Below are 25127 nucleotides of genomic sequence, written 5' to 3' on the forward strand. Positions count from 1 at the left end.
GAATGACACATAAACAAAGAATAATAAGAAAAGCCAATCCCTAAATTGGGATTGGCTACGATATTAATATTTAAACTTTACAGCAACTGTATAGTTGGCAGAAGGACCATAAAATCCTTGGCCATCAGGGAAGCTATATAGATACTTCTTATCGAAAATGTTATTACCATTCGCTTGAAGCGTAATATGCTTATTTACTTCATAGCTCGCCATTAAGTTGACTAAGGCATAAGCATCTTGTGTGATGGTACTGTTTACAGTTGAGTCATATAGCTTTACACCATCTTGCCATTGTAAGCCTGCACCAACTTTCAGCTTAGGTAAAACTGACGGCGTATAGGTCGTCAGCAAATTAAGTGTCTGGTTCGGATTATAAGTTCTTGCCTCGCCACCATTCTTAATATCTTTAATACTAAATTGAGCATAACCAAAAGAAAGATTCACATTATCTGTGATTTGACCTGATAGGCCGACTTCTACACCTTGTGACTCTAAATCACTGGTTGGTACTTTTCTGTTAAGTGGATTTCCATCAGAGTTACGTAATGGATAATTATTCTGCTCAGTTTTAAAGACTGAAAGTGTGCCTGTTAAACGGTCATCTAGCCACGAGCTTTTTACGCCCATTTCATAGCTTTTACCGTCAATAGGTTTTAAAGCCTGATTCGTGTCTTTATCAATACCGGTTTGCGGGCGGAAAATAGAGGTATAACTCATATAACCTGTATATTCAGGTGTGAAGTTATAGGTGAGTCCAACATAGGGTGAGACTTTACTTTCGCTATATGACATTGGTGAGCCATAGCTTTCACCTTTACTCTCAGCTCTGACATAGTTTGCACCAAGTAAAACTTTTAAATCTTCATTGAGGTGTAAGCGCGTCGCGGCATAGATCGAGTCAATGTTTTGCGTATAGTTAGCCGCTTCTGTGAAATCTGACCAAGTTATAGATTGAGGTGTCCAGCTTGCCCAGTCTGTAGTTGTCGAATTGATAACATTACTATCGTTAATCGTTCCTGTAGATTGTTTATCTTGCTGACGACTACGTACATAGCTATAACCAAGAGTTGCTTCATGTTCTCTGTTAAAGAGTTTATAGGTTCCTTCGAGATTAAAATCGACAGCATGTTTTTCTTGATGTTCTTGACCTCCCCAAGGGGTTAGAGAAACACCTGATCCATCAGCTTTTGGATAACCATAATAGTAAAGGAGGTGACTATTGTGCTTAGTATCAATATAGTTATAGGTTAGCTTCGCTGCCCATTGCTCATTAATTTTTTGCTTTAATTCGACAAAAGCATTTTGTGTTTCATTATCCCAGTGTGCCCAATCAGGGTTTGGATTATATGAGCGGTCGTACGAAATTTGCTTGCCATTTGCATCGAGTAAGGGCAGAGCACCCCAGTTATTTGCATTCGGTTTATTTTGTTCTTGGCTATAGCCTACGGTGAGTAAAGTACTATCTGTTAAATCAGCTTCAACAATACCTGCGAAACCATTTTTTTCTGAAGAATATCGGTCAATGTAAGAATCACCCGTTTGCTCATAGCCCATGATACGGCCACGTACTTTTCCACTAGGGGTAATTGAGCCTGATACGTCAGCTTCATAACGTTGAGTATCCCAAGAACCATAACTTACACCACCACTCGCTTGGAACTCTTGAGTTGGTCGCTTTCGAATATTGTTGATCGTTGCACTTGGGTCACCAAATGCGTTAGTCAAAGAGTCTGCACCTTTAACTATTTCTACACGATCGTAAAAGTAGGTATCAGGGTTAGTGTTGTTGTAGTTATAACCTGAGAGGGGAAAGCCTACGCCGTCAGTCAAAATATTTGAAATCTCAAAACCACGAGCCATGTACGAAGTACGTTCGGTTTCCTGATTGCTTACAGTTACTCCTGGAGTATTTTTTAGAACATCTCTCGTACTGGTAAGCCCAAAATCTTCAATTTGCTGACGAGTGACTACGTTAATAGTTTGAGGAGTTTCTTTAGCCTCAATATTAAGCTTGGTTGCGCTACTTGAATTTTTAACATTGTATGCTTTGGTCTGTTCAGAAGACTGCTCAGCACTTGTGGCTTTAACTTGAATGGTCTGTAAAGCTTGCACAGCAGCTGTATCTTGAGCATAAGTGAGGTTTGCATAACAAATCGCGCAGGCGATGACTGATAGCTTAAATGGTCGAGGTGGGATATTCATAAGAGTAAAGATAATGTAAATAATTCTCATTTATTTTATTGTTTGTGAATGTAAGCTACAATTCAAATTGCATTGTTAATTTAGATTAAAAAATAGTAAGTGAATGTAATTTTAGATAGCCAAGCACCTTAGCTACTTTCCGTGAGTATGTATCGATCAAGTTCAAGATTGATAAACCTCTATGCTAGAATGCATTATTTCAAATTCTTGGGTAAATCGCCTTGGCAAACCGAAAACTTAAAATAGGCATTGTAGTTGGGGAAGTTTCAGGAGATACGCTTGGTGTTAAGCTCATGCGTAGTTTTCGTGAGCAGGGAATCGATGCTGAGTTTGAGGGAATCGGTGGTCCTCAAATGATTGCTGAAGGTTTTAAAAGTTATTACCCGATGGAAACTCTGTCTGTGATGGGGATTGTTGAGGTATTAAAAGACTTAAAAAAATTATTCGCCGTGCGGGATGGTCTAATCAGTCAATGGACTCAAAATCCCGTTGATATTTTTATTGGTATTGATGCACCAGATTTTAACCTCAGACTTGCAAAAAGTATTAAAGAAAAAAATCTTCCGATAAAAACAGTCCAATATGTGAGTCCATCAGTTTGGGCATGGCGTCAGGGGCGTGTTCATGGCATTAAACAGAGTATAGATTTAGTTCTTTGTTTATTTCCTTTTGAAAAAGTCTTCTATGAGCGATATGAAGTTCCAGCGGCATTTGTAGGTCACCCATTGGCTAAACAATTACCGCTTGAAAATCCAATTCAAATTGCAAAAGGGCAATTAGGTCTTGATGAGAATCAAAAACATATTGCTTTGTTGCCAGGTAGTCGTAAAGGGGAAGTAGAACGACTTTTACCTATGTTGCTGGGCGCTGCCAATATTTTGCATACCAAATATCCAGATATTCAATTTTTGATTCCCGCAATCAACGACGCACGTAAACAGCAGATTGAGCAGGGTGTTGAACAATTAGCACCTCATTTAAAAGCTGCAATTCATATTTTAGAAAATACAGACAGTGAATCAAAAGTTGGCCGTATGGCCATGAATGCAAGTGACATCATTGCTTTAGCTTCTGGAACTGCAACATTAGAAGCAATGTTAATGCATAGACCTATGGTCACTTTTTATAAGTTGCATTGGTTAACTTATTTAATTGCTAAGTTTTTGGTGAAAATTCCTTACTACTCTTTGCCAAATATTATTGCTGGTAAAAAAGTGATTGAAGAGTTGATTCAGGCAGATGCAACGCCAGAAAATTTAGCAGTTGAAATAGAAAAATTGATGAATGTTGAAAAGGCACAAATTCAAGTGATGCAACATTTAACCATGCATAAACAGCTTATTTCTGGAAATACAGAAGATCCAATACAGGCAATTTTAAAAATTTTAGAAAAGTAATTAAAAAAATAGGCATTCTTCTGAATGCCTATTTCTATTTTAGTTTAAGCACGCACAATGAGCTCGTAACCCGTATATTTACGAACATTGATAACACCAATATCAAAGATTAAATATTGACCTTTAATGCCCTGTAATACGCCACGAATTTTTGGAGTTTTATCCAGATTTAAAGACTTGATCTTTTCAGGGTACTGCTCAACAGGGTAAACAAACTCACGTGGTAGCTCATCTTCTAATAATTCAACGGTTTCGTTAAATTCAAGATTTTGGCTAAATTCATCACGAATCGTTTGAATTTTGGGCGCAAATTCTTCGATTAACTGATCACGTTGCTCAGTTAGTTTTAGAGGTTCAGCTTCCCCTTTAAGGAGTTTACGCCAATCCGTTTTGTCAGCAACTAAAGAACCAAACATGGTTTCAAGCTGACCCGATAAACGACGTGATCCAACTTTCAGAATTGGTAAGGCCTGAGTTGCACCTTGATCTAACCAACGACCTGGCATATGACTAACGCGGGTAATGCCAACTTTCAAAGCGCTAGAATTTGCTAAATAAACAATATGAGGCTGGAAACAAACATTGTGGGCAAAGTCATCTTCACGACATGTACCTAAGTGGTAATGGCATGTTTCTGGTTTCATAATACAGAGGTCACATTCCGCTTTCGTTTTAAAACATTTAAAGCAGTGACCTTGAGAATAAGATTTTGGTGTTTTAGTGCCACAAGAGGTGCAATAAATATTACCTGTCCATTCGATCTCTAGTTCTTGTCCTAAATTAAAAGGAAGATCAATTTCTGAACGGTCTAATACAAATTTGTATTCAACATTTGCCTTGGTTGTCTGTTGATCAGTTACACTAGCATCTTTTAGGCCTGCATGCATTTTATGGCAAATGCCTTGTAGTTCCATAAAGTTTAAACTCACATCTTTCAATTAAGGGTTGCAGTCATGGCTGAACAAAATGTCATCGCTTCTATGCTAGACGATTTATCAAAAGAACAGCCCATTCATACTGCACTTTGTATTGGCCAGAAAATTGACCAGAATAACGCAATTCAATGGCACTATTTTAGCGTAACTGAGCTTTTAAGTCTGCCTTTTACTCAGCGTTATGATTTGGGTTTTGTATTATTTGATACTGATGAAATGCAGAACATTAGTGATATTCAAAAATCACAATTATTAGTAAAGCTACGAGATTTATTAGCAAAACGAATTGTGGTGGTGAGTAAACGAAGTGATGAACAGTTATTACGTTCCCTAGGCTTCACACAACTGATTGATAAGACTTCGCATGATAGTGATTTTGCTTTATGGCAATTTAATATATTGACCTATAAACATGTTCCAGATTGGTTTAATTCAAAGTTTTGGGCAAACCCAGAAAACTGGAATAAATTCCGGTGGTAAAAGAGCATTAAATCTCTTTCAAAATTTAACAATTTGGTTTTTGCTGTCTGAACAAGAATCCGCGTATGCTCATGTATAAACCATACATAAGAGTTATATATGACAAATTTAAGCAGCATTGTTGAAGTTTTGGCTAAGCAGGCATTAGGTGGGAACCAGCAAGCATCAGGTCAAGGCGGTTTGGGCGGAATTTTAGGTTCAGTACTTGGACAAATGGGTGGTAATACTTCTTCTGGCACTCAAGGGGGCCTTGGTGGAGTATTAGGTTCTGTATTAGGTCAAGTGACTGGCAATAATAATGCACCTCAAGCAGGTGGTGGTGTACAAAGTTTATTAATTGCGGTTGTGCCTTTAATTTTAGGGTGGGTTCAGCAACAAGGTGGTTTGCAAGCTGCTTTAGAAAAGTTAAAAGGAGCAGGTCTAGGTAGCCAAGTTCAAAGCTGGGTTGACCCAAATCAAAGCAATAGTGAGGTTCCTACTCAGCAATTACAAAGTCTATTTAATCCCGCTGATATTGAACAAGTTGCCGAGCAAGCTCAAGCTCCAAAAGAACAAGTTTACGGTGCAATTGCTTCAGTCTTACCTCAAGTCATTGACTCATTAACACCTCAGGGTGATAGCACAAATCCTCAAGAAGCAAATCAGGACATTCAAAATGTGATGAATCTTGTGAGTGGTTTCTTGAAATAAGATATAGGTTGTTAGAAAAGCCGATAAAATTGATATCGGCTTTTTTATTTTTCGCACCACACAATAAAAATAAAAGGGCATAAGCCCTTTTATTTTTATAATTAAATCAGATATGACTGATTAGAAATTATACTCGATACCTGTACCTACAACTGTTTGCTTGTCGTCATCATTTAGCCAGTCGCGTTTTTGTTGAGCAACGATGCCGTAGAAACGAGCTTGTTTGTTGATTTGGTAATCAAGACCTAAACCGTACAAGTCAATTTTACGATCAGATTGACCACTTACTTGTGTTTCAGCAGAAGCGTATTCAGCTTTCACTTTAAGTTTAGTATTTGGAATTTTATACGCCGCTGTAACAGCATAAGCTTCTTCTTCTAAACCACGGTATGCTTTACCAGCTTTGTCAACTGCACCATCTGATTTATATGTTTGACCATATGCAGTCAAGTCATCAGTAGGTTCAGCATGTTGCCATAAAGCACCTACAACAAAGCCAGATTTTGCGATGTCATAAGAACCCGTTACACGGTAAGCATCTGTGTAAACATCTTTCAGACCGTAAGCAGCATATTTACCTTTAATACCGAAGTCACCAGCAGCAGCCACTGCTAAGCCAAGGTCTTTGTTTTCATAACCAAGCGCAGTTGACACAGAGTCAAAGCTGTCGTTTTTGCTGTCTTTACCAGTTTCACCTTGTTTACTATCTGAGGTACTTTCACCAGTTTGAGCCATGATATTGAATGTTAAACCAGCTAATAATTTAGGGTCTAATTCAAAACCAATCACGTTGTCTAAACGGTTTTCGCCGTACATGATGTTGGTAATATCTAAACGTGTATCGTCATTAAAGATGTCTTGGTTACCACCAGCAGCGGTTTTAAAGTAAGAATCGTACTTACCTACTTTTAATGTACCCACGCCTTCAGTTTTTAAACCGATAAAACGGTTACGAGCGCTAAGATCAGTATCAGAACCTGAACCATCAGTAGAAATTGCCCATTCAGCTAAATAAACAGCAGATAGCTTGTCAGTTAATTTCTCTTCGCCTTTTACCCCAATGCGAGAAGAGTTTGAGTTAACTTCAGTAACGTCACTTTTTCCATCGAAATTTTTATTGTCAACTTGGTTAATAGAAACATTCAGTTTGCCATACAAAGTTGGCGCTGCTTGCACCGCGTTTATGCTCAAAGTTGCAACTGCGGCAGCGAGTAGCAATTTCTTCATTGAGATTTCTCCAAAAAGTTTTTAAAAATGGCGTATGCCTAGTTAACTATTTATTTTGTAGTTGACTTATGTACAAAAAGTTACAAAAGCTCACCAACTTGCTAAGCAGTATCGGCAAACTTTGTGACAGGGGCGTGAAAAATAAATGACAGTTTTATGACGGTTAAAATTTAGAAATAAATTAATTATTTTAATTTTTTATAGTTTTTAGACGAAAAAAAGCGGAGTCAAAACTCCGCTTTAATGAATTAAAAATCAAAGAGCTGCTTTAATTTTTTCAGCTAATCCTTTAATTTTTTCTTGATCTCCTAACTCTACAGCATGGCGTCCAAGTTGATGCACATTTGTAGGAATAAGGTGAAAATGAACATGCGGAACAGTTTGTCCTGCCGCTGCTCCAGAAAGTTGCATCAAGACAATACCTTCTAAATTGAGGGCTTTTTCCATTGCTTTGGCAATTTTCTGAACAATTTGTATGGTATATGCGGCTGCTTCTGGAGGTAAATCAAGGAGCGTGACAGCAGGTGTTTTTGGAATAACTAATGTATGACCATCGGCTTGAGGCATAATATCCATAAAAGCTAGAACTTGATCATCTTCATAGATTTTTATCGCTGGAAGTTCATCACGTAAAATTTTTGCGAAGATATTTTGATCATCGTATGCCATGTATTATTCCTTTAAAAATTATTTACATTTCAATTCTTTCTGACGCTCTTTAATAGCATCAAGACGTTGTTGCTCTTTGTCAGAAAACTTTGGTTTTGTCGTATGACAGTTTTCATTACCATATTTTTCTTTTGCATCAGGATCTTTAAAACAAAAGCCTTTTGATGCATAAATCAAATTATAATCGTCTTGCAATTTCTGACATTCTTGCTCAGGCGTTGCAGCTTGAACATTTAAACCAGCAATGCTCACCATGCCAGTAAAGACTGCAACCATAAATTTATTCATGAGCGTTTCCTCAGTTAAAGGTATGAACCTGTACTCAATATAAGGTTTATTACCAATATTTCAATGACTATTAATTACTCAAGTGTCATTTTGGTTGATAATTTGTTCACAATATAAATAAAAACTTTATATATCAATTGTTTATAAAAATCAAATAAAAACATAAACTTAAGAAAAATTATATATATTTTTTCAGAATTTGATTCTCGTTTTAATCTACTTTAACTGTTATTTATGAGAGAAAAATATACTTCTGGTTCGGTTGATAATATATAAAAAATTGTAGGAAAAGATGAGATTTTATAGCTTTTTCATTTGCTAAATAGACGGCTTAAGTTTGAAATTGGGTCAATGAAAAACAAATATATCAATGACATTATAAAAATACAAAGCGTGATAATTATCACATTTTTGTATTTTAGGATTAAGTGGAATTCACAGGGCCCATTTTAATTTAGACGGAAATGGGCTTTTTCTTTTGATATCTAAAATATAAATAAGCCAAAATTGATCTTAGTTTACAATTCAACTGAAAGATGTATTGATTTTACATGTTTTAGCTTCTATTATGTGATCCTTAATTGCTGCGTTTGATAGTTTTTTGTTTTTGTAACCCATTTCTAAAATTGAAATGGGTTTTTTTTTAAGTCTTTTCAATATTAATTATGCAGCTTATTAAAATTAAGCATCTTTAATAAGCTGCCATCTAAAAGATTAAATTTATTCCAATGTAATCTTGGTCCATGTTTCATACATTTTAACTGCCGCAGAGAAGTCACTATTGTCTTCAGCAGTTAAATGAGCAGCCTGAATTAAACTTTGTGTTAATGACAAAAGTGGGGCTGGAAGCTTAGCTTGATGGACTAAATCCAAAGCAATTCCTGTGTCTTTGGCAAGAAGCGGTAAGCCAAAAGTCACTGGAAATTCACGACTCAATACACGTTGCGGGAATATAGTCTCTGTTACCAGACTTTTGCCACTTGATGCATTAATGCACTCTAATGCTTCGTTCAAACTTACCCCATGTGCTTTGAGTGCACTGAAGCCTTCTGCAACAGACCAAAGGTTGACTGCGAGTAATATATTATTAACGGCTTTTACGGCAAATCCTGAGCCCGACTCACCAACATGTTTAATTAATTTACCTACTGCTTGCAGTGCCGGTAACGCGCGTTCGAAAGCTGCTACATCACCACCGACCATTACAGTTAAAGTTGCATTTTCAGCACCTACTGTTTGACCGCTTACTGGAGCATCAAGAAAATCAACATTCAATTGTTTTAATGAGCTTGCTAATGCGCGGGCAGAGTCAGGGACTCCACTTGTACAATCTATCCAGATTGCCCCAGATTTAATTTGTACATTATTAATAAGTGCTTCTACGTCACTGCTTGTCGGTAAACATGAAAAGATAATATCTGCTTGTACCGCTTGCTCTAGTGGGACAGCCTTTGTGCCATATACTATTGCATGTTGTTTGGCTTTTTCGAAATTTCGATTCCATACATAGACAGTATCGAAGTGTTTCGGTAAATGTGCTGCCATACGGTAGCCCATTGCACCCAAACCAATAAATGCAACAGATTGACTCATGACCTTGTCCTTAAATTTGTGTTGAACGTTCGGTCAGCCATTTTGCCAGTTGTGGCCAAAACTCCAGAGCACTGGCCTGACTCGACATTAGGCCTAAATGACCGCCGGGGATGAGAGTAAACGTGACATCTTGGCTGCTTGTCAATTGACTTAATGGAGAAGCAGCATCAGCAGTCACCAACTGATCACTACGACCCGCGCCAACTAAGAGAGAGCAATCTATATTTTTTAATTCGATTTTCTTATCTTTTAATTGAATAAAGCCACGTTTTAATGGATTTTGTAGCCAGACATTAAACAACATGTCCTGATTAATCCCACCTGGGTAATCAATCATATTATTTAAAAAGCTACTTAAGGTTGCATGCTCTTGTACAAATTGCAGGTCATCAAGATTTTTTAGCAATTGAACATGCCCATCAAACCAGCCTTTAGGATCAAGAATTTTAAAGCCTAATGAATTTAAAATTCCGGGACTATGAATCAGGCGTTTTGGCAATCCAGAATAAATACGGTTCTGAATTTTTTTGTTACGACCAATAAGATGATTCATGTTTCGGTAGAGTTTGCCAATATAGCCAGATGCATAACTATCTATTGGACTACCAAGAACAATCAGGTTTTTAATATAGTTAGGTTGGTTAAGCGCAGTATATAAAGTGACGAATATGCCAGCCATACTCCATCCATGGAGTGAGATTTGTTCACTTCCTGAATGAGTGCGGACAATTTCTATCGCTTTAGGAATGAAATCTTCAATAAATGATAAAAAGTTAAGATGTCTATCTTTAAACTTTAAACTTCCCCAATCGACCAAATAGACATCGAAACCAGCATTTTGGAAATATTTAATAAGAGAGCGATAAGGATATAAGTCATATATCGCCATATTAATGGCGAGTGGGGCAACAAATACTAAAGGCTCTTTAAATCTTTTCTGTGTTGCTGCGTAATAGCGAATACGGGTTTGATTGAACTCGCCAATGACTTCATAGGGAGTGCTTTGTGACAGAACCAATGTTTTTGGGTGAAATAGTCGGGCAGAAAGATGCTTCATTTGACTTTGTTCAGAGACAAGGGACTTTAAGCGTTTCATCTTGCTTTACCAACTATTTACTAAAGATTGAATAAAGTCTAAGCGATAATTTTAAGGTTTACCTTGACCTTAAATACATTAGACACTCAAAATGATGATAGTTTTTAGTACATGACCAGTAAAGGCGAACATTTAATGAACCAGTCTGATGATTTAGAATACCAACTTGATACCTTAGCCATTCGTACCGGACATACTCGTAGTTTTGAAGGTGAACATGGTGAACCGATTTTTTTGACATCATCTTTTGTATATGAAAATGCAGAAGAAGCTGCAGCAAAATTTTCTGGTCAAGTTCAAGGAAATATCTATTCTCGTTTTACCAATCCGACTGTATCGATGTTCGAAAAACGTTTAGCAGCTTTAGATGGTGCTGAACGTGCTGTTGCGACAAGCTCTGGAATGGGCGCGATTTTGTCAGTTACTATGGCATATCTCAAAGCGGGTGATCATGTTATTTGCTCAAGAGCAGTTTTTGGTTCAGTTGTTGCCTTATTTGAAAAATATATTGCCAAGTTTGGTGTAGATATTACATTTGTCGATTTATGTGATTTAGACGATTGGAAAAAGGCAGTACGTCCAGAAACTAAACTTTTATTTGTTGAGTCACCGTCTAATCCTTTAGCTGAGATCGCAGATATTCAAGCGCTTGCAGATATTGCCCATGCGAATGGTGCATTACTTGCGGTTGATAACAGTTTCTGTACGCCTGTTTTACAGCAACCATTAAAGTTTGGGGCAGACCTTGTAATTTACTCGGCGACTAAATATTTAGATGGGCAAGGGCGCGCATTAGGTGGTGCTGTTGTCGGTAATCATCAGTTATTAGAAGAAGTTTTTGGTGTTGTCCGTACGCTGGGACCATCAATGAGTCCATTTAATGCATGGGTTTTCTTAAAAGGCTTAGAGACTTTACGTTTGCGTATGAAAGCACACTGTGAAAGTGCTCAAATTCTTGCAGAATGGTTATCTACTCATGAAAAAGTAGAAAAAGTTTACTACGCTGGTTTGCCAACTCATGAAGGCCATGAGCTTGCTGCCAAACAGCAAAATGGTTTTGGCGGGATCGTTTCTTTCGTAGTTAAAGGCGAACGTGAAGGCGCTTGGAAAGTTATTGATAATACCAAGTTTATTTCTATTACTGGTAACCTAGGTGATGTGAAGTCAACAATTACACATCCTGCAACGACCACACATGGCAAACTTTCTGCTGAAGCAAAAGCTGCGGCAGGCATTCAAGAGGGTCTAATACGTGTATCGGTAGGCTTAGAAGATATTAATGATATTATCCGTGATATCTCACGTGGTCTGGATCTGATCTAATTATTTCTATCGAAATAACACTCTTTGGTTATTTTGTTTATCAAACCATCTCTTTAATCGAGATGGTTTTTTATATTTAAATGTTACCAAAATTTCAGAATTGCAATAAAAAACCTACATTTTTGTTTAAATGAGAGCTAAGAGCACAAGGTATAAAGTCTTTAAATTTAATTAAAAGAAATGCGAGTTTTAAAATGCTTAAGCCTATTGCTATTGTCGTTGTGGTGGGGGTAATCGGGGTAGTTGGATACAAATTGCTGACCAAACCGAATCAGAACCCAGTAAATGAAACAACCTTATTGATTAACAATGCAGAGAAGTCGGTTCAAGAAGCAGATAAATCTATTCAAGAAGCAAATACCTCCTTTAAGAAAGTTCCCTTAAGCGAATATAAAACAATTGATAAAGGTCTACAGGCATCTCAATAGTGCTATGAGTTTTTATAAGACTTTAACATATGTCATCTAAATATTTAGGAAGTGTACCTAAATATGAGCATGTTACTCATGTAGCTATGTGAAATAGAGCGAGAGATACTGATAGAAAACATTAGTCTATTGTGTCAGAATTAAGGATTAATTTGAGTTCAATGCACTAATCTGTATGGATTTTAATCACAAGGGTTGGTTCAATGAGATTAAGTTTTTATAAAGTATTACCAGATAACCAATAATACTTTAAAGATTTGATAGAGATACGGAGTAAAGTTATGAATATCAATATGCTCATGCAGCAAGCGCAGCGCATGCAAAAAGATATGGAAACAAATATAAAAAAGGCGAAAGAAGAGCTTGCCCAAACTGAAGTCCAAGCAGAAGCTGGTGGTGGTTTGGTTAAAGTAACCATGAATGGTCGCTATCTTGTAAAACGTATCGAAATTAACCCTGAATTACTTCAAGATGAACCAGATATGATTGAAGATTTGATTGCTGCAGCGGTAAATGATGCTGTGCGTCAAGCAGAAGTTATTTCAGAAGAAAAAATGCAAAAAGCGAATTCTGGTATGGGCTTGCCACCTGGCTTAGCGGGCATGTTCTAAGGAAGTTCTGTGTTTAGTGATAGATTTGAACAACTCGTTCAAGCTTTACGTATATTGCCTAGCGTTGGTCCGAAATCGGCTCAACGTATGGCATTACATCTTTTGATGAAAAATCGAGAAGGTGCGTTCGCATTAGCTCATGCTTTACATGAAGCTTCAAGTTATATTCATGAGTGCAGCGTTTGCCATTCTCTAACTGAAAATGAGATTTGTGATATTTGTGCCTCAACTGAGCGAGAGGATCAATTATTGTGTGTAGTTGAATCACCAGCAGATGTCATGGCGATTGAGCAAAGTGGTAGTTTTCGAGGTAAATACCATGTTTTAGGGGGACATCTTTCTCCTTTGGATGGTATTGGCCCAGAAGAAATTGGTATTCCTTATCTAATTCAGCGCTTAAGTCAAGGCACTATTGAAGAAGTGATTTTGGCAACTAATGCGACTGTAGAGGGACAGGCAACCGCTCATTATTTGGTAGAGGCGACTAAGCACTTACCTATACACATGACGCGTATTGCTCAAGGTGTACCGCAAGGTGGTGAACTTGAGTATGTAGATAGCCATACCTTAAGTCAGGCAGTTCATAACCGTATGAGAATGAAATAAGCATTCCGATGCTTATTTCATTGATGCGATATAAAATTGAATTAAATTTATTAATTTAGCTATTAAAGGCAAATATTATTTTGTCTTTAATTAGAAAAAATCGTTTAAATAAAATATGAAAGCCATAAGAATGAAAAAGATCTTAGAGATTTTAAAGAATGAGTATTTGGAGTTAACTTTAAAAGTATAAATAAAAGATCAAAAAATTATCTATTTTTGAAAAATTGTTCAAAAATAGAGTATTCATAAAGGTTTAAGTGGTAATTTCCTACTTCTATGTTATATATACCAGAGTTCTAAGCACTCTTTGCATTTACTTGAGAAAGCATGTTTCAGTTTATCCAACAGCAAACCGAATTGGTTGATGTTCTTCAAAAAATGGATCAATGTTCGATATATGGACTTGATACAGAATTTATTAAGGTTGACACACTCTGGCCTAAACTTGGGGTATGCCAAGTCAATGTAAATGGTAATGTCTATCTGTTGGATGGTGTTTCATTAGATCTAAGTCAGTTTTGGAAAAAAATATTTCTCGCACAGCAGAACATTTTTCATGCATGTGGGGAAGACATCGATTTAATCTATCATTACGCTGATCAAGAAGATTTGCTTAATGTGTTTGATACTCAAGTAGGTCTTTCTTTCTTAGGTCACGGACTACAAGTGAGTTATCAAGGCGCTTTAAAGCTTTGTCTCGATATTGACATTGAAAAAGATCAAACAAGATCTGATTGGTTGGCTCGGCCTTTATCGCCTCAGCAACTCTGTTATGCAGCCAATGATGTTCTATATATAATGAAGTTAGCTCATCATATTCAAGAACAACTTAAGCAGAAAGGGCTTTATGACTATGTTCTTGAAGATTGTAGTAGTTTAACTAAAGAAATTATTAGTGAAACGCCTAAAGAGTTACTCTATACCGATGTTGGTAATTATCGTCATTCGCGCCGTCAATTGATGCAATTGCAAAATTTAAGTGAATGGCGTGATTACATTGTTAAAGCGACGAATCAGCCACGCAGTTTTATTCTTAGAAACTCAACCATGATTGATATGGTTGAAAAGAATCCACGTAATAGTTTTCAACTCTCGCAAGTTAAAGATATTCGCCCAAATGTAGTTCGTGAATATGGAAAAACGATTCTAGAATTACTTAAAGATTTACCTAATGAAAGTGAATGGCCAACAAGAATTGCCAAACCTTTTAAAGTAACATCTAAAGAAACTTTAAATAAAATGGATATGGTACTTGCCCATGCAATAAGTGAAACTTCTATTCCTAAAGAAGTATTACTGAGAAAAAAATGGCTAAATGCAATTCATCAACATGTTCTTTCTCAAGGGGATGAACAAGATTTACCTGATTATCTTTTGGGTTGGCGTTATGAGTTGTTAACTCAACCATTAATTCATTTATTTCAAGAAGAAAAAGAAAGTCTATCAATTTAAAATGAGTTGATAGTTAAAATTTAAAAGGCTTATCTTCGTGATGAGCTTTTTTTAATTAAGGATCGTGAATGGCTTAAAGTTTAAATTGAGTAGTTTTTATATAAAATAATAGATATTTAACATCAATAGTTAATAAAGTGAATAATTATATTAGTTATATTAAATAATTAACTTATTTTAAAAGCTAGTAAAGTGATGAATTGAATGGGTTTTAATTTGTAAAAGTGATAATGAATTAAATTAACCGATTCAATGAGAAAAATTCAATTGATTAAACATACAGGTCTGTATATTCTTGGAGACAATAAAAACAATTTCAATATGAATAATATATAACTATAAGTTTGTTTCAGTGCAGAAATAAGAAAGCCGACCCAATTGGGTCGGCTTTTTATTTTTTAATGATATAGCTCAGTTAAAATGTCAGTAGGTTATTAGGTTTTAAAAATTAACTATTAATATTCTACGGATTTTTTGTGAATGAACCAGCAAGTTCAGCTACAAGTTCTTCAGCTTTTTGAAAAGCATTTTCTAATGACTTTATATGTCGTTCATCTCCAAACTCTTGATATTCTGAGGCAATTTCATAAATTTTCTCTACACCTAAATATTTACTGAGTGTACGCAGGTGAGGTACAAGATGATTCATGTCGTGACGAATTCCATCTTTCTCAAAACCAAACTCTCCACTAGATGTGATAATGATTAAAATTTTTCCAGATAAAAGAGGTTGTAAAGGGAAGTCTCCTCGAGCAAGGTCAAAATCAAATGTCTTATTAATTCGAATAATTTGGTCAAACCATGCTTTGAGTTGAGCAGGCATACCGTAATTGTACATAGGAGAAGAAATTAGAATGATATCTGAACTCGAAACCTCCGCTATTAACTGATCTGATATTGATAAGACATCGCATTGAGTTTGTGTTCTTTTATTTTCAGGTGTGAATACAGCATCAATCCAGTCCTGAGTAATAAATGGAGGCGGATTCATTCCTACGTCCCGATAAATATACTCATCCATAGGCCTTTTATTTTTCCATAAACTGACCAATCGGCTGGCAATATTTTTTGAAATAGAATTATGATTTGGATTGGGGTTAATTGCAGCTCGTACGCTGGCATCTATATGTAACATTTTGCTCATCATAAATTCCATAAGGGTTAGGAGTTAATTTATTCTGAGTTTTAAATGAGAAGTAGACAAACGAGAAAATTACAGCTATAGATGATTTTAAATCATCTATAGCTGCGATTCAGGAGAAAGTATGCAAGTCTCATTGCAAGCACTTAGGGCATTTGAATCAGCTGCCCGACTAGGCAGTTTTAAATTGGCTGCTGAAGAGCTTTCGCTAACACCGACTGCAATTTCACATCATATTGCCAATCTTGAAAGCAGGTTGAATGTTGATTTATTTCATCGACAGGTAAGAAAAATAACGCTTACAACCACAGGTGATAGGCTAGCAGTAGCGATTTCTGAAGGATTTCGTAAAATTGAAGATGCATTAGATGAAATAACAGTAAATGGAAATACACTCAGAGTAGCTACCACATCCTCATTGGCAGCAATGTTGTTAATTCCTTCAATAAATGAATTTTATCAATTACATCCTGATATCTCAGTTGAATTTTCTACAGGGGAAGCTTTAGAAAGTCACTTATATACATTACCTATTCGATATGGTGATGTATCTTTAGTACCTTCTAACGATATTCTTAAATATGAGTCTTTTAATGTATTTGGTGCATCTAAACTTGATCTTTCCAAATATACGACTGAGCCAATAACGCTATTTACTACAGAATGGAAAAATAAAGCCTTACCAAATCCACCACTAGAGACTTGGCTTGAGCTGAATGGATGGGACCGAACGCAAATAACAATTAAGAAGTTTGATCAGGAAATTTTTGGAATACATGAGGCATTAGCGGCCAATGGATTCGTATTTTGTTCTTCTACACTTGCCCAGAGATTTATTAAAGCGAATCTTATACAACCTCTTAAGACTAAATCAGTTCAATCTGAGCTGTGCTATTACATCCCAAATAAAGAAGATTTTAAAAATAGAAATGCCAGAAAATTTATTGAATGGATAGAAAGATTATTTAATCAATAAGCTTATATTTCTGATTGGAATTAACTACACAACACCAAAACTATATAAGCTTTTTATGCTATAAAATTAGATAAATTAATAATTAGAGAGATAAATATGCTTAATAACTTTAGTGCTGAACAAGCGCGTCAAAATGCTAAAAATTTTAAAATCAATCAAGAGGCCATGCTGGAAAAAATTTTAACAGGCACTGAAACTGATTCTAAAGCAGGGAAGCGAAAAGCAACTTTCCTGTTTCCGATTGATGCTGTAAGTCCTGATCACCTCACACAAGTAGAAGAGGAACTTAGGGGAAGAGGCTTCAATGTATCAACCAATATTGAACACTCTGGTACTACCATAACGATAGAAATAAGCTTTTAAATATCGATTTTTTGTTAGACCGCTCTTTTAAAGGCGGTCTTTTATATTGTATTAAAAAAGAAGATAAATTTATTTACATTTAAACGTATGTTAATCATGATTTTATTTGACAGGTTCTACCATCTTCTGTAGCTTTACTTTTTGAGTGGAATATGGATATGAACTTCCAAACAATACTTTTATCTTTCAAAAATCAATCTACTGGTACAGATGCATTTAAAGATTTAAAAAATGCTTGTGAACAGTCTCTTAAAGAATCTAAAAATACAAAAGAAAAAGCAGCAGTCTATTTGATCTATGGTTTTGCACGTAGCTACGTGATTTTATATGAAGATGAAGCAGTCACAACTGAATTTGCCAACGTTTCTAAGACTACGCTCATAGGTTACATGGAATGCCTCAATGAAGCTTTATTAAGCCAAGATGATAGTGCTATTTTGAATGCCTTAAATCAAGTAACTGATAACTATATAAAGAGTTCTCGAGTTTTCTAAACACCATTAATTTGTACTGGTAAAAAATACTTCTTTAGCTTGAGCTAAAGAAGTATTTAAAGTTTGTATTAGTGGGACTTTTTCTTACCGCCGCCATCTTGTTTATTGACGGTAGACCATGCGATTCGTTCAGCTTCTTCTTGAGAATGGCCTCTGTCTACTTCACTCTCAACAATATGTTTAGCCTGACGTTTTTGCTTTGCTGTGTAAGCTGTTTTATCGCCACGAGGCATAAGTTCATCCTCCACATCTATTATTAAGATACTTATTATTGAAACATATGGAGAATTTAAACCAGTTAAGTAATGTCTGCTAATGTTTATTAAGTGGTTAGAAGTTTTACTTAAATGTGAATTTAAAAAGGTAATAGCTAATTTTAATATGATAAATTTCATAGTATTAAAGGGTAAAACTATTAAAAACAGATCACAAAAAGTACTTAGTAACGAACGATTTCTTATTTTTTTCTAAAATTGTTTTTATTTTATTAAAATGAATAATTATATTTAATGTTTTAAATCATATATTTACTTATTTTTTATGAAAGCTGGCTTTTGTCTAGAACAAAGTTATTATCGACCTTAATCAACGTTGTGGGTTAATATTTCCCAAGAATTAAAAAAACGACTGATGCGTAAACAAACCTGCGTGGGTGAGTCGTTTTTTTTCATGTATGCTGTCCTTAGTTCAAGAGTTGATTTGAAATGCACTGTGATATTTATAGATCGAGCAAAAAAGATGAAATGTACATTTATATTGCTCGTCCAAACTATCCTGACGATGCGGAACAAGCTGATCCGTTTGAAAATGTTCCTGAAGCTGTTTTACAAGCGTTTGGCCGTGCAACGTTTGTCATGCATTTAGAGTTAGCTCCAACACGTAAATTGGCGCGTGCTAATGTTTTACATGTTTTAGACTCATTACAAACAAAAGGTTTCTTTATTCAGATGCCACCAGAAGGGTTAATTAACCCGAATGCGGTTGAACCAGAGGGCTTACGTGGTGCGTGAAAATCAAACTGGAATAATGAATCAATTATTCTCTTTTTTGGATTTTATTCCTGAAGATGCTATTGCTTTAACAGCTTATGGAATAGGCGCTATTATTGCTTTGTGGTGTTGGTGGCGATTAATGCGCCGTCTTCCTACAACTTTTGGTGCGATTAGCTGGCTTATTGTATTTGCTATTTTAGTCACACCAACAGTGTCTGAAGGTCCGAATGCATCGGTAGCACCAGCTATTTTTGGACTACTTTTTGGTGTTTTAACCAAAGATAGCCCTCTAATCTGGTCAAATTTATCTTTAATTCTGTTTGTAGTTGGTCTAGGTTTGGTTATTGGCTATTGTTGGTCAAAATATTCAACAAACAAAAGCATGCGTTCCATCTAACCATTGAAATAGAAAAATAAGGTCTTCACATGTCTGCTGATACCCAACATTTTACCGGTACAGATCAATATATCGCGACTGACAGTCTTAAGCTCGCTGTAAAAGCAGCCCGTGCTTTACAAAAGCCTTTACTTGTTAAAGGTGAACCTGGTACGGGTAAAACTTTACTTGCCGAACAAGTAGCAGAAAGTTTGGGCTTAAAACTCATTACTTGGCATATCAAATCGACAACCAAAGCACAGCAAGGGTTGTATGAATATGATGCTGTTTCTCGTTTACGAGACAGCCAGTTAGGTGATGACCGTGTTTACGATATCAAGAACTATATTAAACCCGGCAAATTGTGGGAAGCTTTCACCAGTGAAGAGCGTTGTGTCTTGTTAATTGATGAAATTGACAAAGCCGATATTGAGTTTCCAAATGACTTGTTGCATGAACTCGATAAAATGTCTTTTTATGTTTATGAAACAAGTGAAACCATTACGGCAACACAACGCCCAATTGTAATTATTACATCGAATAATGAAAAAGAGTTACCAGATGCTTTCTTGCGTCGTTGTTTCTTTCATTACATTGAGTTTCCAGATGAAGTGACCATGCGAGAAATTATCGATGTTCACTTCCCGAATATTTCTGCAACACTCGTCAACGAAGCTTTACAGGTTTTCTTTAAATTACGTGAAATTCCTAATTTAAAGAAACCACCATCAACATCTGAGTTAATTGATTGGTTAAGCTTGCTCATGGCAGATGATATGCCTGAAGATGTATTGCGTAATCGAGATACATCTAAAGCTATTCCACCGTTATATGGTGCTCTCATCAAAAACGAGCAGGATGTGCAACTCCTCGAACGTTTGGCTTTCATGTCTCGACGTTAAAGGAGGGAATAACCCATGTTTGTGAGGTTATTTTACACCCTACGTAAATACGGTGTTCCAGTTACAACTCGTGAGCTTATTGACTTAAACCGTGCTGTAAGTGAAGGTTTAGTTTTTGCCGATCAAGAAGAATTCTATCAACTTGCTAAAACTATTTTAGTTAAAGATGAACGCTTTTTTGACAAGTTTGACCGTGCCATAAAAGACTACTTTGACGGTATCGAAACCTTTGATCTGGATGAGTTACTTAAGCAAGTTCATAAACTACCAAAAGACTGGTTCGATTTAGAGCTTCTAGAAAAACATTTAACTCCTGAGCAAAGAGCAGAACTCCAAAAAGCAGGTTCCTTAGAAGAACTGATGAAAATGCTGGAAGAGCGGTTACGCGAACAGCATAAGAAACACCAAGGCGGCAACCGCATGGTGGGTACAGGTGGTACTTCACCTTTTGGGGCTTTTGGTGATCATCCTGAGGGAGTACGGATTGGTGGGCCGGGGCGTAAACGTTCGGCGGTAAAAGTATGGGAACAGCGTAAATATCAAAATCTAGATGACGACCAAGTTCTTGGTACTCGTCAGATGCAAATTGCTTTGCGCCGTTTGCGTAAATTTGCGCGTCAAGGTGCAGCTGAAGAGTTGGATATTGATGGTACAATCCGTGAAACAGCCAAGCAAGGTATTCTTGATGTTCAAATGGTACCAGAGCGTCGAAATCGAATAAAAGTGCTTATGTTGTTCGATGTAGGCGGTTCTATGGACGCTCATATTGCCCAATGCGAGAAACTCTTTAATGCCGCTAAAACTGAGTTTAAGACACTTGAGTACTTTTATTTCCATAATTGTCTCTATGACTATGTTTGGAAGGATAACTACCGAAGAACAGCAACCCGCATGAATACATGGGATCTCTTTCACACTTATGGACGCGACTATCGTGTAATTGTAGTGGGGGATGCCAGTATGGCACCGTATGAGCTGAAATCTGTGGGTGGCTCGGTTGAATATATGAATGATGAGACTGGTGAGGTGTGGTTGCGCCGCTTACGTCAACATTTTGATAAAACAGCTTGGTTGAATCCTGAAACTGAAGGGTATTGGCATTACACTCAAACCATTGGCTGGATTAAAGAAATTTTTGAAAATCATATGTATCCAATGACGCTAAAGGGCATTGAAGATATGACTCGCTACCTTTCTCGATAAGCTTAATAACTTTAATAATTTAAAAAGAGAGATGACATGCAACATCAAATTAACGGTATTGCTTTGCCGAATGAACAAGGATTTTTTGGTGAATATGGCGGACAGTTCATTCCTCCACATTTAAAAGAGGCAATGGATGAAATTAATGTTGCTTATGAAGAGATTCGCCATACCCCTGAATTTAAAAATGAATTGGCAGATCTATTTACGAATTATGTAGGCCGTCCAAGTCCTTTATTTCATGCGAAGCGTCTTTCTGAACAGTTAGGCGGTGCACAAATTTATTTAAAGCGCGAAGACTTAAATCATACGGGCGCACATAAAATCAATCACTGTTTAGGTGAAGCTTTACTTGCCAAGTATATGGGCAAAAAGAAAGTAATAGCTGAAACGGGTGCTGGTCAGCATGGGGTTGCTTTGGCAACAGCTTGCGCTTTAGTTGGGATTCCATGTGAAATTCATATGGGGCAAGTAGATATTGAAAAAGAACATCCAAATGTCGTCAAAATGAAAATTTTGGGTGCTCATTTGGTCGCAGTAACACGTGGTACAGCAACATTAAAAGATGCTGTAGATAGTGCATTTGAAGAATATTTAAAAGATCCAAAAAACTTTATATATGCGATTGGTTCCGTCGTGGGTCCACATCCATTCCCTAAAATGGTTCGTGATTTTCAATCGATTATTGGTACAGAAATTAAAGAACAAACACATCATCGTTTTGGAAAAAATCCGGATTATGTTGTGGCATGCGTCGGCGGCGGTTCAAATGCAATAGGCGCATTTACTGCATTCTTAAATGATCCCGATGTAAAGCTGGTAGGAGTTGAACCGGCTGGACATGGTTTAGACACCAATATGCATTCGGCAACACTAACTTTAGGTAAGCCAAGTCAAATTCATGGTATGGCCTGTTATGTCCTTGAAAATGAGGACGGTGAGCCTTTACCGGTACATTCTATTGCTTCAGGACTTGACTACCCAGGTGTTGGCCCACAACACAGTTTTTTAAAAGATTTAGGTCGTGTTGAATATAGCACTGCAACTGACCAAGAGTGCTTAGATGCTTTTATGACACTATCTCGTGTTGAAGGTATTGTTCCTGCGCTTGAAAGTTCACATGCTGTCGCATGGGCAATTCGTGAAGCTCCCGAATTAGCGGAAGAAACCATGATTGTAGTGAATCTATCTGGGCGTGGAGATAAAGATTCTGATTATGTCGCTGAAAAACTTAAGCTTTAAAACCCATTAAACTATAAAAGCGGTCCATCATTTAAGGGCCGCTTTTTATTTTGAATATCTAAATTAAAGTTCATCATTTTATAATTAAAACAAAGTATTCTGATTTTAACGTGTGATTGTTCGAGATAGGCGTGTAAAACTCCGGTTCACAAGGCAAAGCGTTGCTTTGCTGTACCTCACTCAGTAGAATAGTCACTTTGCAAAATTTGCCTTTGGAGACGCCTAAGTGGAGCGACCGACGATTAGCCCTGAAAATTTACAGGAAGCGGCTGAAAATTTATCAACAATTCGAGATTTTATTCGTTTTGGGGTATCAGCATTACGTCAACATGATGCACATTTAGGACAAGGTACTGAAGATTATTTTGCAGAAAGTTCTGCATTAGTTTTACAAACCTTATCTCTTGAATGGTCAGCAGACGCAGAAATTCTAGATGCGAAGTTATTACCAAGCGAGAAAGCAGAATTTTTAAGCTTATTGGAACGCCGTATCAATGATCGTATTCCAACATCTTATTTATTAAACCTTGCTTATTTCTTTAATAAACCATTCTATGTAGATGAGCGTGTATTGATTCCACGTTCACCAATTGCAGAATTAATTGAGCAACGTTTTGCACCATATTGTTTAGATGAAAATGGTCAAATGCGCGAAGCTCTCAATAATTTGCCAGAAAATGCAAAGCCTAAAACTCCGCACCGTATTTTAGATATGTGTACAGGTTCTGGATGTATTGCAGTCGCTTTGGCTTATGCTTATCCAGACGCTGAAATAGATGCAACTGACATCTCTAAAGAAGCTTTAGAAGTTGCTTCAATTAATACTGAGCACCACAATAAGCAATATCAAGTTGCATTGCTTGAGTCGGATCTATTCGCCAAGATTCCAGCTGAAAATCAGTATGATTTGATTGTAAGTAATCCACCATACGTTGATGCTGAAGATATGGCCGACTTACCAGAAGAATTTTTACATGAACCTGAACTTGCATTGGCAGCAGGCCAAGATGGTTTAGACTTAGTTCGTAAAATGCTTGCACAAGCGGCAGATTACTTAACTGAAGATGGCCTCATTGTCATTGAAGTAGGTAATTCTGAATGGTCAATGCGTCAGAACTTTAATACGATTGATTTCAACTGGCTCACTTTCCAAAAAGGTGGTTCAGGTATTTTTGCTTTGACTGCTGAACAATGTCGCCGTTATAGAAAACTATTTGAAGAGCAAATATAAGGAGTTGGGCATATGGCAGGGAATAGTATTGGACAACTCTTTCGTGTAACTACTTGTGGTGAGTCTCATGGCGTTGGCTTAATGGCAATTGTTGATGGTGTGCCACCGGGCCTTGCGTTAACCGAAGAAGATCTACAAAAAGATCTAGACCGTCGTAAGCCGGGTACATCAAAATTTGCGACTCAACGCAAAGAGCCTGATCAAGTTGAAATTATTTCAGGTGTATTTGAGGGTAAAACCACTGGTACACCAATCGGTTTATTGATTCGTAATACTGACCAAAAATCGAAAGATTATGGCAATATTGCCCAAACTTTTAGACCTGGCCATGCCGACTATACATATACGCAAAAATACGGTTTCCGTGACTATCGTGGCGGTGGCCGTTCAAGTGCTCGTGAAACTGCTATGCGTGTTGCAGCAGGTGCAATTGCTAAAAAATATTTAGCAGAAAAATTTGGCGTTTTGATTCGTGGTCATGTGACACAAATTGGTAATGAAGTTGCCGAAAAACTGGATTGGAATGAAGTTGCAAATAATCCATTTTTCTGTGGTGATGTAGACGCTGTTTCGCGTTTTGAAGCTTTGGTGACTTCTTTGCGTGAACAAGGAACAAGCTGCGGCGCAAAGCTAGAAATTTTAGCTGAAAAAGTTCCTGTGGGTTGGGGCGAACCTGTTTTTGACCGTTTAGATGCTGATATTGCTCACGCGATGATGAGTATTAATGCGGTTAAAGGTGTTGAAATTGGTGATGGCTTTGCAGTTGCTGGACAGTTTGGTCATGAAACACGTGATGAAATGACCAGTAATGGCTTTTTAGCGAATCATGCAGGTGGTATTTTGGGCGGTATCTCAAGTGGTCAGACCATTCGAGTTGCTATTGCACTAAAACCAACAGCAAGCATTACGACACTAGGTAAAACGATTAATTTAAATCGTGAAGATACAGATGTGTTGACTAAAGGTCGTCATGATCCTTGTGTAGGTGTTCGAGCAACTCCAATTGCTGAAGCAATGTTAGCAATTGTTTTGATGGATCATTTCTTACGCCATCGCGCACAAAATGCAGATGTTATTCCACCATTTGCTCCAATCGAACCATAGTCATAATTTTTGACTAAAGTAAATAAAACCCCATATTTAAATTAAATATGGGGTTTTAAATTTTTATTACATTAAGTTTGATTAAATTTTAAATTATTTTCTTGTC

At 36.7% G+C, this 25127-nt stretch carries 27 protein-coding genes; 18 read left to right on the forward strand and 9 right to left on the reverse strand.

The features are described from left to right. Positions 1–63: 63 nt before the first annotated feature. Positions 64–2202, reverse strand: a complete 2139-nt coding sequence (locus MKL38_RS02595; protein ID WP_270902395.1) for a TonB-dependent siderophore receptor — start codon at positions 2200–2202, stop codon at positions 64–66. A 221-nt stretch (positions 2203–2423) separates the two neighbouring features. Here MKL38_RS02595 and lpxB point away from each other — a divergent pair, with 221 nt between their 5' ends. Then, positions 2424–3599 (forward strand): lipid-A-disaccharide synthase, encoded by a 1176-nt coding sequence (gene lpxB, locus MKL38_RS02600; protein ID WP_270902396.1) that lies wholly within the window; start codon positions 2424–2426, stop codon positions 3597–3599. Positions 3600–3643: 44 nt separating this feature from the next. Here the strand turns inward: lpxB and MKL38_RS02605 are convergent, their stop codons facing one another. Next, positions 3644–4513 (reverse strand): DUF2797 domain-containing protein, encoded by an 870-nt coding sequence (locus MKL38_RS02605; protein ID WP_270902584.1) that lies wholly within the window; start codon positions 4511–4513, stop codon positions 3644–3646. Between the two features lie 39 nt (positions 4514–4552). Between MKL38_RS02605 and MKL38_RS02610 the strand changes: the two genes are divergently transcribed. Then, complete coding sequence (locus MKL38_RS02610) at positions 4553–5014, forward strand: DUF6231 family protein (protein ID WP_092705651.1); 462 nt, start codon at positions 4553–4555, stop codon at positions 5012–5014. 99 nt (positions 5015–5113) lie between these two features. Then, positions 5114–5704 carry a YidB family protein gene (locus tag MKL38_RS02615; RefSeq protein WP_003651596.1) on the forward strand — a complete coding sequence of 197 codons (591 nt, stop codon included), beginning with the start codon at positions 5114–5116 and terminating at the stop codon, positions 5702–5704. A 120-nt stretch (positions 5705–5824) separates the two neighbouring features. Here the strand turns inward: MKL38_RS02615 and MKL38_RS02620 are convergent, their stop codons facing one another. The 5 genes from MKL38_RS02620 to MKL38_RS02640 all read right to left on the reverse strand — a co-directional run bounded on the left by MKL38_RS02620 (position 5825) and on the right by MKL38_RS02640 (position 10577). Beyond that, positions 5825–6931 (reverse strand): porin, encoded by a 1107-nt coding sequence (locus tag MKL38_RS02620; RefSeq protein ID WP_270902397.1) that lies wholly within the window; start codon positions 6929–6931, stop codon positions 5825–5827. 255 nt (positions 6932–7186) lie between these two features. Then, positions 7187–7600 (reverse strand): HIT family protein, encoded by a 414-nt coding sequence (locus tag MKL38_RS02625; protein WP_004642705.1) that lies wholly within the window; start codon positions 7598–7600, stop codon positions 7187–7189. An 18-nt stretch (positions 7601–7618) separates the two neighbouring features. Continuing rightward, on the reverse strand, positions 7619–7888 hold the full coding sequence (locus MKL38_RS02630; RefSeq protein ID WP_003651599.1) for a YARHG domain-containing protein: 270 nt from the start codon (positions 7886–7888) through the stop codon (positions 7619–7621). A gap of 720 nt (positions 7889–8608) precedes the next feature. Beyond that, complete coding sequence (locus tag MKL38_RS02635; RefSeq protein ID WP_270902398.1) at positions 8609–9481, reverse strand: NAD(P)-dependent oxidoreductase; 873 nt, start codon at positions 9479–9481, stop codon at positions 8609–8611. A 10-nt stretch (positions 9482–9491) separates the two neighbouring features. Then, complete coding sequence (locus MKL38_RS02640) at positions 9492–10577, reverse strand: alpha/beta fold hydrolase (protein ID WP_270902399.1); 1086 nt, start codon at positions 10575–10577, stop codon at positions 9492–9494. 135 nt (positions 10578–10712) lie between these two features. On the opposite strand from MKL38_RS02640, the gene MKL38_RS02645 reads away from it, so the two are divergent. The 5 genes from MKL38_RS02645 (at position 10713) to MKL38_RS02665 (ending at position 14997) form a co-directional block, all read left to right on the forward strand. Beyond that, positions 10713–11900, forward strand: coding sequence for an O-succinylhomoserine sulfhydrylase (locus MKL38_RS02645; protein ID WP_198078583.1), 1188 nt, complete (start codon positions 10713–10715; stop codon positions 11898–11900). 194 nt (positions 11901–12094) lie between these two features. Continuing rightward, a complete protein-coding gene (locus MKL38_RS02650; RefSeq protein WP_005040939.1) occupies positions 12095–12328 on the forward strand; it encodes a hypothetical protein in 234 nt (77 codons plus the stop codon). 281 nt (positions 12329–12609) lie between these two features. Then, positions 12610–12939 carry a YbaB/EbfC family nucleoid-associated protein gene (locus MKL38_RS02655; RefSeq protein ID WP_004642711.1) on the forward strand — a complete coding sequence of 110 codons (330 nt, stop codon included), beginning with the start codon at positions 12610–12612 and terminating at the stop codon, positions 12937–12939. Between the two features lie 9 nt (positions 12940–12948). Further along, positions 12949–13545, forward strand: a complete 597-nt coding sequence (gene recR / locus MKL38_RS02660; protein WP_017390620.1) for a recombination mediator RecR — start codon at positions 12949–12951, stop codon at positions 13543–13545. 327 nt (positions 13546–13872) lie between these two features. Next, the gene (locus MKL38_RS02665; protein ID WP_004642712.1) at positions 13873–14997 is read left to right on the forward strand and encodes a ribonuclease D; all 1125 of its coding nucleotides are present in this window, start codon (positions 13873–13875) and stop codon (positions 14995–14997) included. 463 nt (positions 14998–15460) lie between these two features. On the opposite strand, the gene MKL38_RS02670 is transcribed toward MKL38_RS02665, so the two are convergent. Continuing rightward, positions 15461–16144, reverse strand: a complete 684-nt coding sequence (locus MKL38_RS02670; RefSeq protein WP_270902400.1) for an FMN-dependent NADH-azoreductase — start codon at positions 16142–16144, stop codon at positions 15461–15463. A gap of 118 nt (positions 16145–16262) precedes the next feature. On the opposite strand from MKL38_RS02670, the gene MKL38_RS02675 reads away from it, so the two are divergent. The 3 genes from MKL38_RS02675 (at position 16263) to MKL38_RS02685 (ending at position 17971) form a co-directional block, all read left to right on the forward strand. After that, positions 16263–17114: a LysR family transcriptional regulator gene (locus MKL38_RS02675; protein ID WP_270902401.1), complete on the forward strand. Its 852-nt coding sequence runs from the start codon at positions 16263–16265 to the stop codon at positions 17112–17114. A gap of 96 nt (positions 17115–17210) precedes the next feature. Next, the gene (locus MKL38_RS02680) at positions 17211–17477 is read left to right on the forward strand and encodes a hypothetical protein (RefSeq protein ID WP_004642715.1); all 267 of its coding nucleotides are present in this window, start codon (positions 17211–17213) and stop codon (positions 17475–17477) included. Between the two features lie 158 nt (positions 17478–17635). Next, positions 17636–17971: a hypothetical protein gene (locus MKL38_RS02685; protein WP_270902402.1), complete on the forward strand. Its 336-nt coding sequence runs from the start codon at positions 17636–17638 to the stop codon at positions 17969–17971. 68 nt (positions 17972–18039) lie between these two features. Here the strand turns inward: MKL38_RS02685 and MKL38_RS02690 are convergent, their stop codons facing one another. Further along, complete coding sequence (locus tag MKL38_RS02690) at positions 18040–18204, reverse strand: hypothetical protein (RefSeq protein ID WP_002113596.1); 165 nt, start codon at positions 18202–18204, stop codon at positions 18040–18042. A 471-nt stretch (positions 18205–18675) separates the two neighbouring features. Here MKL38_RS02690 and MKL38_RS02695 point away from each other — a divergent pair, with 471 nt between their 5' ends. From MKL38_RS02695 to aroC, 7 genes are all read left to right on the forward strand, one after another. After that, a complete protein-coding gene (locus MKL38_RS02695; protein WP_003651616.1) occupies positions 18676–18981 on the forward strand; it encodes a YcgL domain-containing protein in 306 nt (101 codons plus the stop codon). Beyond that, positions 18974–19360, forward strand: coding sequence for a hypothetical protein (locus tag MKL38_RS02700; protein WP_003651617.1), 387 nt, complete (start codon positions 18974–18976; stop codon positions 19358–19360). Before MKL38_RS02695 ends, MKL38_RS02700 begins: the two co-directional genes overlap by 8 nt. Positions 19361–19389: 29 nt before the next feature. Further along, positions 19390–20241 (forward strand): AAA family ATPase, encoded by an 852-nt coding sequence (locus MKL38_RS02705; protein ID WP_004642719.1) that lies wholly within the window; start codon positions 19390–19392, stop codon positions 20239–20241. A 15-nt stretch (positions 20242–20256) separates the two neighbouring features. Further along, positions 20257–21444, forward strand: a complete 1188-nt coding sequence (locus tag MKL38_RS02710) for a vWA domain-containing protein (protein ID WP_270902403.1) — start codon at positions 20257–20259, stop codon at positions 21442–21444. Between the two features lie 36 nt (positions 21445–21480). Beyond that, positions 21481–22686 (forward strand): tryptophan synthase subunit beta, encoded by a 1206-nt coding sequence (gene trpB / locus MKL38_RS02715; protein ID WP_270902404.1) that lies wholly within the window; start codon positions 21481–21483, stop codon positions 22684–22686. A 226-nt stretch (positions 22687–22912) separates the two neighbouring features. Then, entirely contained in the window at positions 22913–23917 is a 1005-nt protein-coding gene (gene prmB / locus MKL38_RS02720; RefSeq protein WP_003651622.1) for a 50S ribosomal protein L3 N(5)-glutamine methyltransferase, read from the forward strand. Between the two features lie 12 nt (positions 23918–23929). Beyond that, a complete protein-coding gene (gene aroC, locus MKL38_RS02725) occupies positions 23930–25021 on the forward strand; it encodes a chorismate synthase (protein ID WP_003651625.1) in 1092 nt (363 codons plus the stop codon). Positions 25022–25127: the final 106 nt, after the last annotated feature.

It is taken from the genome of Acinetobacter sp. AOR14_HL, from assembly GCF_027855175.1.
Taxonomy (GTDB): Bacteria; Pseudomonadota; Gammaproteobacteria; order Pseudomonadales; family Moraxellaceae; genus Acinetobacter; species Acinetobacter calcoaceticus.

Bases quoted from the DNA above. Each gene is read 5' to 3' on its own strand.
- MKL38_RS02595 (WP_270902395.1), bottom strand. From the start codon at position 2,202: ATGAATATCCCACCTCGACCATTTAAGCTATCAGTCATCGCCTGCGCG.
- MKL38_RS02605 (WP_270902584.1), bottom strand. From the start codon at position 4,513: ATGGAACTACAAGGCATTTGCCATAAAATGCATGCAGGCCTAAAAGAT.
- MKL38_RS02610 (WP_092705651.1), top strand. From the start codon at position 4,553: ATGGCTGAACAAAATGTCATCGCTTCTATGCTAGACGATTTATCAAAA.
- MKL38_RS02615 (WP_003651596.1), top strand. From the start codon at position 5,114: ATGACAAATTTAAGCAGCATTGTTGAAGTTTTGGCTAAGCAGGCATTA.
- MKL38_RS02620 (WP_270902397.1), bottom strand. From the start codon at position 6,931: ATGAAGAAATTGCTACTCGCTGCCGCAGTTGCAACTTTGAGCATAAAC.
- MKL38_RS02625 (WP_004642705.1), bottom strand. From the start codon at position 7,600: ATGGCATACGATGATCAAAATATCTTCGCAAAAATTTTACGTGATGAA.
- MKL38_RS02630 (WP_003651599.1), bottom strand. From the start codon at position 7,888: ATGAATAAATTTATGGTTGCAGTCTTTACTGGCATGGTGAGCATTGCT.
- MKL38_RS02635 (WP_270902398.1), bottom strand. From the start codon at position 9,481: ATGAGTCAATCTGTTGCATTTATTGGTTTGGGTGCAATGGGCTACCGT.
- MKL38_RS02640 (WP_270902399.1), bottom strand. From the start codon at position 10,577: ATGAAACGCTTAAAGTCCCTTGTCTCTGAACAAAGTCAAATGAAGCAT.
- MKL38_RS02645 (WP_198078583.1), top strand. From the start codon at position 10,713: ATGAACCAGTCTGATGATTTAGAATACCAACTTGATACCTTAGCCATT.
- MKL38_RS02650 (WP_005040939.1), top strand. From the start codon at position 12,095: ATGCTTAAGCCTATTGCTATTGTCGTTGTGGTGGGGGTAATCGGGGTA.
- MKL38_RS02655 (WP_004642711.1), top strand. From the start codon at position 12,610: ATGAATATCAATATGCTCATGCAGCAAGCGCAGCGCATGCAAAAAGAT.
- MKL38_RS02665 (WP_004642712.1), top strand. From the start codon at position 13,873: ATGTTTCAGTTTATCCAACAGCAAACCGAATTGGTTGATGTTCTTCAA.
- MKL38_RS02670 (WP_270902400.1), bottom strand. From the start codon at position 16,144: ATGATGAGCAAAATGTTACATATAGATGCCAGCGTACGAGCTGCAATT.
- MKL38_RS02675 (WP_270902401.1), top strand. From the start codon at position 16,263: ATGCAAGTCTCATTGCAAGCACTTAGGGCATTTGAATCAGCTGCCCGA.
- MKL38_RS02680 (WP_004642715.1), top strand. From the start codon at position 17,211: ATGCTTAATAACTTTAGTGCTGAACAAGCGCGTCAAAATGCTAAAAAT.
- MKL38_RS02685 (WP_270902402.1), top strand. From the start codon at position 17,636: ATGAACTTCCAAACAATACTTTTATCTTTCAAAAATCAATCTACTGGT.
- MKL38_RS02690 (WP_002113596.1), bottom strand. From the start codon at position 18,204: ATGCCTCGTGGCGATAAAACAGCTTACACAGCAAAGCAAAAACGTCAG.
- MKL38_RS02695 (WP_003651616.1), top strand. From the start codon at position 18,676: ATGCACTGTGATATTTATAGATCGAGCAAAAAAGATGAAATGTACATT.
- MKL38_RS02705 (WP_004642719.1), top strand. From the start codon at position 19,390: ATGTCTGCTGATACCCAACATTTTACCGGTACAGATCAATATATCGCG.
- MKL38_RS02710 (WP_270902403.1), top strand. From the start codon at position 20,257: ATGTTTGTGAGGTTATTTTACACCCTACGTAAATACGGTGTTCCAGTT.
- trpB (WP_270902404.1), top strand. From the start codon at position 21,481: ATGCAACATCAAATTAACGGTATTGCTTTGCCGAATGAACAAGGATTT.
- aroC (WP_003651625.1), top strand. From the start codon at position 23,930: ATGGCAGGGAATAGTATTGGACAACTCTTTCGTGTAACTACTTGTGGT.